Annotated in this window: 10 protein-coding genes; 2 read left to right on the top strand and 8 right to left on the bottom strand. The window is 70.2% G+C overall.

Going from position 1 to position 8,743, the window contains the following annotated elements; genetic code table 11:
* Window positions 1-145: 145 nt before the first annotated feature.
* Window positions 146-1,156, bottom strand: coding sequence for a zinc-binding alcohol dehydrogenase family protein (locus tag AC27VN_RS24115; RefSeq protein WP_490878142.1), 1,011 nt, complete (start codon window positions 1,154-1,156; stop codon window positions 146-148).
* Window positions 1,157-1,247: 91 nt separating this feature from the next.
* Here AC27VN_RS24115 and AC27VN_RS24110 point away from each other — a divergent pair, with 91 nt between their 5' ends.
* Window positions 1,248-2,165: a LysR family transcriptional regulator gene (locus AC27VN_RS24110; protein ID WP_490878141.1), complete on the top strand. Its 918-nt coding sequence runs from the start codon at window positions 1,248-1,250 to the stop codon at window positions 2,163-2,165.
* Between the two features lie 549 nt (window positions 2,166-2,714).
* Here the strand turns inward: AC27VN_RS24110 and AC27VN_RS24105 are convergent.
* The gene (locus tag AC27VN_RS24105) at window positions 2,715-3,512 is read right to left on the bottom strand and encodes an SDR family oxidoreductase (RefSeq protein WP_490878140.1); all 798 of its coding nucleotides are present in this window, start codon (window positions 3,510-3,512) and stop codon (window positions 2,715-2,717) included.
* Window positions 3,513-3,575: 63 nt separating this feature from the next.
* On the opposite strand from AC27VN_RS24105, the gene AC27VN_RS24100 reads away from it, so the two are divergent.
* Window positions 3,576-4,403 carry a creatininase family protein gene (locus AC27VN_RS24100; protein WP_422098127.1) on the top strand — a complete coding sequence of 276 codons (828 nt, stop codon included), beginning with the start codon at window positions 3,576-3,578 and terminating at the stop codon, window positions 4,401-4,403.
* Window positions 4,404-4,431: 28 nt separating this feature from the next.
* Here the strand turns inward: AC27VN_RS24100 and AC27VN_RS24095 are convergent, their stop codons facing one another.
* The 6 genes from AC27VN_RS24095 to AC27VN_RS24070 all read right to left on the bottom strand — a co-directional run.
* On the bottom strand, window positions 4,432-5,397 hold the full coding sequence (locus AC27VN_RS24095) for a threonine dehydratase (protein WP_490878139.1): 966 nt from the start codon (window positions 5,395-5,397) through the stop codon (window positions 4,432-4,434).
* 5 nt (window positions 5,398-5,402) lie between these two features.
* Complete coding sequence (locus AC27VN_RS24090) at window positions 5,403-6,035, bottom strand: LysE family translocator (RefSeq protein ID WP_490878138.1); 633 nt, start codon at window positions 6,033-6,035, stop codon at window positions 5,403-5,405.
* A 1-nt stretch (window position 6,036) separates the two neighbouring features.
* The gene (locus AC27VN_RS24085; RefSeq protein ID WP_490878137.1) at window positions 6,037-6,729 is read right to left on the bottom strand and encodes a VOC family protein; all 693 of its coding nucleotides are present in this window, start codon (window positions 6,727-6,729) and stop codon (window positions 6,037-6,039) included.
* 14 nt (window positions 6,730-6,743) lie between these two features.
* Entirely contained in the window at window positions 6,744-7,667 is a 924-nt protein-coding gene (locus AC27VN_RS24080; RefSeq protein ID WP_490878136.1) for a PhzF family phenazine biosynthesis protein, read from the bottom strand.
* A 3-nt stretch (window positions 7,668-7,670) separates the two neighbouring features.
* Window positions 7,671-8,312 carry a glutathione S-transferase family protein gene (locus AC27VN_RS24075; protein WP_490878135.1) on the bottom strand — a complete coding sequence of 214 codons (642 nt, stop codon included), beginning with the start codon at window positions 8,310-8,312 and terminating at the stop codon, window positions 7,671-7,673.
* A 40-nt stretch (window positions 8,313-8,352) separates the two neighbouring features.
* Window positions 8,353-8,743, bottom strand: a 391-nt coding sequence (locus AC27VN_RS24070; protein ID WP_490878134.1) for a PhzF family phenazine biosynthesis protein, incomplete at its 5' end; no start/stop codon positions are given.

Here is an 8,743-nt window from a genome sequence, read left to right as displayed (position 1 = left end):
CTGCCGGTGGTGCGCGATGCCGATTCGCGCCTGCTGGTCGGCATCGTGGCGCGCAGCGACCTCATCAAGCCCTCGCTCGCGCACTTCCACGAGGAAGAGCAGCGCGAGCGGGTGCGCAGCCTGCGCTGGAGAAGCTGAGCTTCGTTCAGAACCCGGCCAGCACCACCTTGCCCTGCGCCTTGCCGCTTTCGATCAGCGCATGGGCGCGGCGCAGGTTGGCGGCGTTGATGGTGCCGAAGCTCGCGTTCGCGGTGGTGCGCACGCGGCCGGCGTCGACCAGCGCGGCCACCTCGGCCAGCAGCGCGCCCTGTTCGGCGATGTCGGTCGTCTCGAAGCGCGAGCGCGCGAACATCATTTCCCAGTGCAGCGACAGGCTCTTGGTCTTCAGCGGCATCGCGTCGAGCACCTTCATGTCGTCGATCACCGCGAGCTGGCCCTGGGGCTTGAGGCTCTCGATGATCTGCGCGTAGTGCTGCTCGGTCTGCGTGAGGCTCGCGACCATGTCGACCTCGGCGATGCCGGCGGCCTTGAGCTCGGCCGCGAGCGGCTTCGAATGGTCGATGACGAGGTGCGCGCCCAGTTCCAGGCACCAGGCGCGGGTCTCGGCGCGCGAGGCGGTGGCGACCACGCGCAGCTGCGTGAGCTGGCGCGCGAGCTGGATCAGGATCGAGCCCACGCCGCCGGCACCGCCGGTGATCAGCAGGGTCTGGCCCGCGCCGCCGCCCTTGGGCACGCGCAGGCGGTCGAACAGCAGCTCGTAGGCGGTGATGGTGGTCAGCGGCAGCGCGGCGGCCTGGGCATCGTCGAGCGTGCCCGGTGCGATCGCGGCGATCCGCTCGTCGACCGCGTGCAGCTCCGAATTGGCGCCGGGGCGCACGATCGAGCCCGCGTAGTAGACGCGGTCGCCGACCTTGAAGCCCTGCACGCCCGCGCCGATGGCCTCGACCGTGCCGACCGCGTCCCAGCCCAGCACCTTGGCCTGGCCGGCCTCGGGCGCGGCGTTCCTGCGCACCTTGGTGTCGACCGGGTTGACCGACACCGCCTTCACGCGCACCAGCAGGTCGCGCGCGCCGGGCTGGGGCGCGGGCAGCTCGATGTCCTGCAGCGCTTCGGGGTGGTCGATGGGGAGGGGCTGGTAGTAGCCGACGGCTTTCATGGCGGTTCCTTTGTGGCGGATCTGGAGATGAAACGAATGTAGGGCGACAATCCCGATTTGATAAGACTGGCTAGGCGAGCAACACTTTCAAATGAAGATTGAAAATACCTCGGACCTGCGGGTACTGGTGCAGACCGCGCGCGCCGGCACGCTGACGGCCGCGGCCCATGCGCTGGGCATCACGCCGGCGGCCGCCAGCGCCACGCTCAAGCGGCTCGAGACGCAGCTCGGCGCGCGGCTGTTCGAGCGCTCCACGCGCGCCATGCGCCTGACGCCGCAGGGCCAGACTCTGCTCGACTACGCGGGGCGCGCCTTCGAGCTGCTGGCCGAGGGCGAATCGCTGGTCACGGCCGACCGCGGCGAACTGGTCGGCACGCTGCGCGTGGCCGCGCCCTCGGACCTCACGCGCAGCACCCTGCTGCCCTGGTTCGACGAGTTCCTCGCGCTGCACACGGGCGTGCAGCTGTCGCTGTCGGTCGGCGACCGTCCGCTGGACGTGATGCGCGACGAGGTCGACGTGGCGCTGCGCTACGGCGCGCTGGCCGATTCGCGGCTGGTGGCGAGGCCGTTCGCGATGACCAATCCCTTGTTGACCGCCTCGCCGGACTACCTGCGGCGGCATCCGGCGCCGAAGGTGCCGCAGGATCTGGTGCATCACAACTGCCTGATCTTCAACCGCGGGGGGCGGCTGCATCGGGTCTGGCGCTTTGCGCAGAACGGGCAGTGGACGGAGGTGCGGGTCGATGGGAACCGCAGCGTGGACGATGCTTCGCTGGCGCGCGAATGGGCAGTGGCGGGGTATGGGGTGACCTTGAAGTCGGCGCTCGATGTGCGCGGGGATATCGAAGCCGGGCGGCTGGTGCATCTGATGACGGATTGGGAGACGGAGCCTTATCCGTTGCATGCTTTGTTGCCTAGTGGGCGGTTTGTTGCGGCTCGGGTTCGGGCTTTGGTTGATTTCCTGGCTTTGAAGTTTGATGTGTTGGGGCGGGGTGTTTACTCTGGGTAGGCTGTTGGCCGGGACTCGCCCCGGCGGGCGAGTCACTTTCTTTTGCTTCGCCAAAAGAAAGTAACCAAAGAAAAGGCGACCCACTGTCTGCGACCCCTTCGCTTCGCTACGGGGCAACCTGCGGTGCTCGCGTTTCGCGGGGTCTCGCAGAACTCGCTCCGCTGCGCTGCGCTCAGACAGCTGCGAGCCCTTATCCGCGAAACGCTGCGCTCCTCGGCGCAGCCAGAGGGGTGGTTCGGGCCGTCGCTGCGCTCGGCCACCAAGACCCAACGGGCCTTCGCGTTGCTCGGCCTGGGTGAAAGACCCAAGGCTTACGCGCCCGCACACACCCCACACACAAGGACGCGCCACGGCGCGTTGACCCTAGTCCCCTCTGGCTGTGCCGAGCACCGCAGGTTGCCCGTAGCGAAGCGGAGGGACACAGACAGCGGGGTCGCCTTTTCTTTGGTTACTTTCTTTTGGCGAAGCAAAAGAAAGTGACTCGCCCGCCGGGGCGAGACCCGGCCAACAGCCTCAACAAAAAAAGACACCAGCCCGCCAAACCGCAATTCAAATCATCGGCGTAACCGCCCCATCCATAGCCACGATCGCCCCCGTCACATAACTAGCCTTCCCCGAAGCCAGAAACAGCACCGTATTCGCCACTTCTTCCGGCGTGGCGATGCGCCCCAGCGGCAGCCGAGCAGTAGCCCGCTGCAGCGCCTCGTCGGTCCCGATACCCTGCAACTTCGCATCCGCCTTCATCCCTTCGGCAAGCCGCGCAGTCAGCGTAAGTCCAGGATTCACCGCATTCACGCGCACCCCCTTGGCGGCATAAGCCGCGGCCATCCCCGCACTGACCAGCATCAGCGCCGCATTGGCGGCACCACCGGCCATGTGCACGGGACTCGCGACCTTGCCGCCCTGCCCGATGACATTGACGATCGCCCCCCTGCCGCGCTGCCCCATGCGCTTGACCACCGGGTCGATCATGTGGATGTAGCTGAAGTACTTCGCGTCCATCGCGTCGTGCCAGGCGGCGGGCGTGAGGTCGTCGGGCGGGGTGCGGCGCGCGGCGCCGGCCGAGTTGACGAGCACGTCGACGGGGCCGAAGGCCTGCTCGGCGGCGTCGAGCGCGGCCAGGGCGGCCGCCGGGTCCTTGAGGTCGGCGGCATGCAGCGAGACGCGGCCCTCGGCCTGCGCGTGGGCCGCGAGCAGCTCCTTGCGGCCCTGTTCGAGGTTGGCCGGATCGCGCGACACCAGGCTCACGCGCGCGCCCTCGCGCAGGAAGCCGAGCGCGCAGGCCAGGCCGATGCCCTTGCTGCCGCCGGTGATGAGTACGTGGCGGTCCTGGAGTTCGAGGTCCATGAAGGTGTCCTTGGGTTGGTTGGCGAAGTCGCGTGGATTGAATCACCGCTCTAAGATCGCCGGATGAACGCTCCCACGGTATCCCTGCCCCGCTTCTGGTCACAGCTGTCCACGCGCGACTTCGCCGCGCTCGATGTGGCAGCCACGGTGGCGGTGCTGCCGCTGGGCGCCACCGAGCAGCACGGGCCGCACCTGCCCCTCGGGGTCGACACGGTGCTGGCCGACGGCATCGTCGCGGCGGCGCTGCCGCTGCTGCCGGCCGAGCTGCCGGTGCTGTTCCTGCCGACCCAGCAGATCGGCCTGAGCCCCGAGCACGCGCGCTTCGCGGGCACGCTCACGCTGTCGGCCGAGACACTGATCCGCATGTGGAGCGAGATCGGCGCCGGGGTGGCGCGCGCCGGGGTGAAGAAGCTGGTGCTGTTCAACGCGCATGGCGGCCACGTGGGCGCGATGGACATCGTGGCGCGCGAGCTGCGCGCCGCGCACGGGCTGATCGTCTATTCCGCGAGCTGGTTCAACCTGCCGCTGGGCGAGGCGGGCGCGCAATTCAGCGCGCACGAGCACCGCTTCGGCGTGCATGCGGGCGAGATCGAGACCTCGATGATGCTGGCGCTCGCGCCGGGTCAGGTGCGCATGGATGCGGCACAGGATTTCCGCTCCAGCTCCGAACAGCGCGCGGCCGACTACGCGATCCTCGGCAACGGCAGGAGCGCGAAGCTGGGCTGGGCGATCGAGGACTACAACGCGCAGGGCGCGGCGGGCAATGCGGCGGCGGCCACGGCGCCGGCGGGCCAGGCGGTCGTCGATGCCGCGGCGGCGCAGCTCGCGCTGCTGCTGGCCGAGGTGTCGCGCCTGCCCTTGAGCACCGCGAACACCGGTCCGCTGCCCTGAAAAAGAGCGAGAGACGAGCGGCGGCCGCTCAGGCCTTCGCCAGCACCTCGGCGAACATGCCCGAGTCGACGTTGCCGCCCGTCAGGCTGATGCCCACCGTCTTGCCGCGCCAGCGTTCCCGCTGCTGAAGCGCGCCGGCCAGCGCGGCGGCGCCCGCGCCCTCGGCCACGTTGTGGGTATCGCTGAAGAGGATGCGCATCGCTTCGCCGACCTCCTCGTCGCTGACCGCGATCACGTCGTCGGCCTCGCGCAGCAGCACCTCGAGCGACTCGGGCACCGGCACGCGGCAGGCCATGCCGTCGGCCAGGCGCGTGCTGACCGGCGACTCGACCGGATGGCGCGCGCGGAACGAATCGAGGTAGGCGGTGGCATGGGCCGACACCACGCCGACGATCTTCGTGGCGACGCCGCAGTGCGCGCGCGCCGCCGCCGCGCCCGCGAAGCCCGAGCCCAGGCCGATGGGCACGAACAGCACGTCGGGCGGCGCGTGCTTCAGCGCCTCGAAGAACTCGACGTAGGCAGTCGACACGCCGCGCACCAGCTCGCGATGGAACGAGGGCACGCGGTGCAATCCGTCGCGCTCGGCCAGCACGGCCGCATGCTCGGACGCGGCCTGGAAGTCCTCGCCGTGCTCGACCAGCTCGACGCCGAGCGCGCGCATGGCGGCGTTCTTCTCGACCGAGTTGCCGTGCGGCACCACGATGGTCGCGGCCAGGCCATGGCGGCGCGCCGCGAAGCCGAGCGACTGGCCATGGTTGCCGCGCGTGGCGCTGATCACGTGGCGCGCCTCGGGCTGTTCGCGCGCCAGCGTCTCGAAGTAGGTCAGGCCGCCGCGGATCTTGAAGGCGCCGACCGGCGTGTGGTTCTCGTGCTTGGCCCACAGCTTCGCGCCCAGGCGCCGCTCGAGCAGCGGCCAGGCGTACTGCGGCGTGGGCGGCATGGCCGCGTGCACGGTGGCGAGCGCGGCTTCCATTTCTTCGCGGGTGAATCGCATGAGGGTCACTTTCTTTCGGTCAATGCGACACGCACCGCCAGCGCGGCGAGCACGCTGCCCATCACGTAACGCTGCGCGCGCAGCCAGCCTTCGCTTCTCGACAACACGGCCGTGATGCTCGCGGCGCCGACGATCATGGTCGTGTTGACCACGGCGCTGCTGGCCATCTGCGCGGCGCCGAGCTGCAGGCTCTGCAGCAGCACCGAGCCGCGCTCGGGATGGATGAACTGCGGAAAGAACGAGAGGTAGAACATCGCCACCTTCGGGTTCAGCAGGTTGGTGAGGAAGCCCATGCGGAACAGCTTGCCCGGCGGATCGGCCGGCAGCGCGCGAGCCTCGAAGGGGGCCGTGCCGCCGGGGCGCACCGCCTGCCACGCGAGCCATAGCAGGTAGGCCGCGCCCGCGAAGCGGATCGCGTCGAAGGCCAGCGGCACCGCGAGCAGCAGCGCCGTGAGCCCGAGCGCGGCGGCGCACAGGTGCACCAGGAAGGCCATCAGCACGCCGCCCAGCGAGATCAGCCCGGCGCGGCGGCCCTGGATCAGGGTGCGCGAGACGCAATAGATCATGTTCGGCCCGGGCGTGAGCGCGAGCAGCAGCGAAGCGAGGGCGAACCAGGCGATCTCGGTCAGGGTCAGCATGTCAGAGTCCTCGGGATTCCAGGGTGACGGGGCCGCGCGGCGTGTCGAACACGGCCACGAGGTTCGGTGCGCCGGCCTCGACCTGCAGCGCGCGCAGGCCGATGGCCGAGAGCGCGGCCGACAGCGCCGGCGCGCGCGGATGGGTGGCATGCAGCGAGCGCAATGCGAGGCTCGAGGCCGGCATGGCGTCGACCGGATGCACCGGGCCCCACTGGATCAGCGTGGGCAGCGCACCGTAGAACAGCCGCTGGCCGTCGTCGCGCACCGTGATCTGCCATTCGAGCCGGCCGGCCGCGGTGTCGCGCGAGGCCTCGAGCAGGTGGCCGCGATCGATCTGCGCATGCTCCTCGCGCGCCAGGGCCTGGATGGCGGTGCGTGCATCGGGCACGCGCGCCACGAAGTGGATCAGCCGCGGGCCGTGCTGCGCGAGCCCGGCCTGCAGCTCGGCATCGTCGAGATCGAACCAGCGGCGCGTGTTCGGGCGCGACGGCGCCTGGCCCGGTTCGATCGCGATGATCTCGGCGTAGGCGCGCGGAAAGGCTTCGCTCGCGACGTTCAGCAGCCGGTTGTGCGTGCCCATCAGCGGATGCGCGCCGCCGGGCGCGGGCACCACGCCCAGCGTGGCCTCGCACCACGCCACGCCCTCGGCCAGCGAGGCGGCGGCGATCACGAGATGGTCGACTTCGGCATTCATCGCGGTGTCTCCGTTCAGAGCGCGACGCTGCCGTCGACGCAGGTCACGGCATCGCCGCCGACCCAGATCCGGCCCTCGGCGTCGCGCTCGATGTGGACGCGGCCCGCGCGGCCCAGGCATTGGCCCTGCGCGGCCAGGTAGCGCGCGGGCATGTGGCCGTCGGCGATCAGCCATTCGGCCAGGCCCGCGTTGAGGCTGCCGGTGACCGGGTCTTCCTGCACGCCGATCGGCTCGGCGAAGGCGCGCACCTCGAGGTCGATCTTCGCGCCGTCGTCCAGCGGCACGGCGGGGCGGTTGCCGAAGGCGCGCGCCTCGCGGTTCGAGCGGCCGATCAAGAGCGAGGTGTCGTGCACCGTGGGCACGCCGGCCACGCCGGCCTTCACGCCCAGCTCCTTGAGCGCGCGATGGTCGGGCGAGAGCGCGAGCACCGCGTCGGCATCCTCGAGCAGCAGGCCGAACCAGACCGGGCCGTTGTCGAGCACCTGCGCGGCGATCACCTGCTGCGCCTTCAGGCCCAGCGCGCCGGCCACCTTGGCCAGCAGCGCGGGACTCGGCGCACTGCGCTTGAGCGGCGGCGCCGCGAAAGCCAGCCGCGTGCCCTCGCGCCGCAGCGGCACCAGGCCCGCGCCGCATTGCTGCACCACCTGGCCGGAGGCCTTGGGCTTGCCGCCGGCCTGCAACCAGGCATGGCAGCTGCCGATGGTGGGATGGCCCGCGAACGGCAGCTCGCCGCCGGGCGTGAAGATGCGCACCCGGTAGTCGGCCGCGGGGTCGGTGGGTGGCAGCAGGAAGGTGGTTTCGGACAGGTTGGTCCACTGCGCGAAGCGCAGCATGGCCGCATCGTCGAGCTCGCTGCCATCGATCACCACGGCCAGCGGGTTGCCGAAGTAGGGATGGGCGGTGAAGACGTCGACTTGCTTGAACGGGCGGGTTTTCATTTCTTACTCGAGAGGGAGATCGAGCACGCCGCGCGCGCCCGGACGGATGAGCAGGTCGTTGAACCAGCGCTCGACATTCGGCCAGCCGGGCCGGCGGTATTCGGCGGCTGGCAGGTTGAACCAGCGGTGCGCCTCGCAGCCGATCGGGATGTCGGCCATCGTGAAGCGCTCGCCGGCGATGTAGGGATGGCGCGCGAGGTGGGCGTCGAGCAGGCCGAACAGCGCTTCGCTCTCGCGCACCGAGGCCTCGATCAGCACCGGCTGGCGTTCGGCCGGCGGCGTGCGCACCCATTGCACGAAGGCATCGCGGCTCGCGCGGTTGAGCGTGGTCTGCTGCCAGTCCATCCAGCGCTCGGCGTCGAAGCGCGCGGGCAGGTCGGCCGGGTAGAAGGCGCCGTGCGAGTACTTGGCGCAGAGGTAGCGCACGATCACGTTCGATTCCCAGAGCACCACGCGCTCCGCGCCCTCGCCGTCGTCGATGGTGGGCACCATGGCGTTGGGATTCAGTGCCAGGTACTCCTCGGTCTGCACCACGCCGAAGCGGCCGCCGGCCTCGGTGCGCTGGAAGTCCAGCCCGAGTTCCTGCGCGCACCACACCACCTTGCGCACGTTGATCGAGCTGATGCGGCCCCAGATGTTGAGCATGTCGTCGTCTTTCCTTGAAGCTTGTGTGTTCGTGTTCGGGTCAGTCCCGCATGATGCGCGCGGTGCCCGAGACGCGGATCGAACTGCCGGGTGCAGCCGGGATGTCGGCATGCAGGCGCGACAGCATGCCCATGTCCTCGCCCTGCACCACGTCGATCGCGCCGCCGTGCGGCCAGTCGATATCGCGCAGGTAGCCCGCCAGCGCGGCCGTGGCGGCGCCGGTCGCGGGGTCTTCGTAGACGCCGCCCGAGGCGAAGGGATTGCGCGTGTGGAAGCGCTGCGCGCTCTCGGCATGCAGCAGCACGATGGTCGTGAGATCGAAGCGGGCCATGAGCGCGCGGCCGGCCTCGAGCTCGTAGTGCATCGCCGCCAGCGCCGCGCGGCTCTCGAGCGCCAGCACCAGGTGATCGGCGCCCGCATGGGCGACGGCC

The organism is Variovorax sp. 20P10.2.4, assembly GCF_058244205.1.
Note: the sequence above shows the minus strand (reverse complement) of the source record. Positions and strands in the feature narration are given on the sequence as shown.

Coding starts and splice junctions, on each gene's coding strand:
- AC27VN_RS24115 (WP_490878142.1), bottom strand. CDS start 1,156: ATGAAAGCCGTCGGCTACTACCAGCCCCTCCCCATCGACCACCCCGAA.
- AC27VN_RS24110 (WP_490878141.1), top strand. CDS start 1,248: ATGAAGATTGAAAATACCTCGGACCTGCGGGTACTGGTGCAGACCGCG.
- AC27VN_RS24105 (WP_490878140.1), bottom strand. CDS start 3,512: ATGGACCTCGAACTCCAGGACCGCCACGTACTCATCACCGGCGGCAGC.
- AC27VN_RS24100 (WP_422098127.1), top strand. CDS start 3,576: ATGAACGCTCCCACGGTATCCCTGCCCCGCTTCTGGTCACAGCTGTCC.
- AC27VN_RS24095 (WP_490878139.1), bottom strand. CDS start 5,397: ATGCGATTCACCCGCGAAGAAATGGAAGCCGCGCTCGCCACCGTGCAC.
- AC27VN_RS24090 (WP_490878138.1), bottom strand. CDS start 6,035: ATGCTGACCCTGACCGAGATCGCCTGGTTCGCCCTCGCTTCGCTGCTG.
- AC27VN_RS24085 (WP_490878137.1), bottom strand. CDS start 6,729: ATGAATGCCGAAGTCGACCATCTCGTGATCGCCGCCGCCTCGCTGGCC.
- AC27VN_RS24080 (WP_490878136.1), bottom strand. CDS start 7,667: ATGAAAACCCGCCCGTTCAAGCAAGTCGACGTCTTCACCGCCCATCCC.
- AC27VN_RS24075 (WP_490878135.1), bottom strand. CDS start 8,312: ATGCTCAACATCTGGGGCCGCATCAGCTCGATCAACGTGCGCAAGGTG.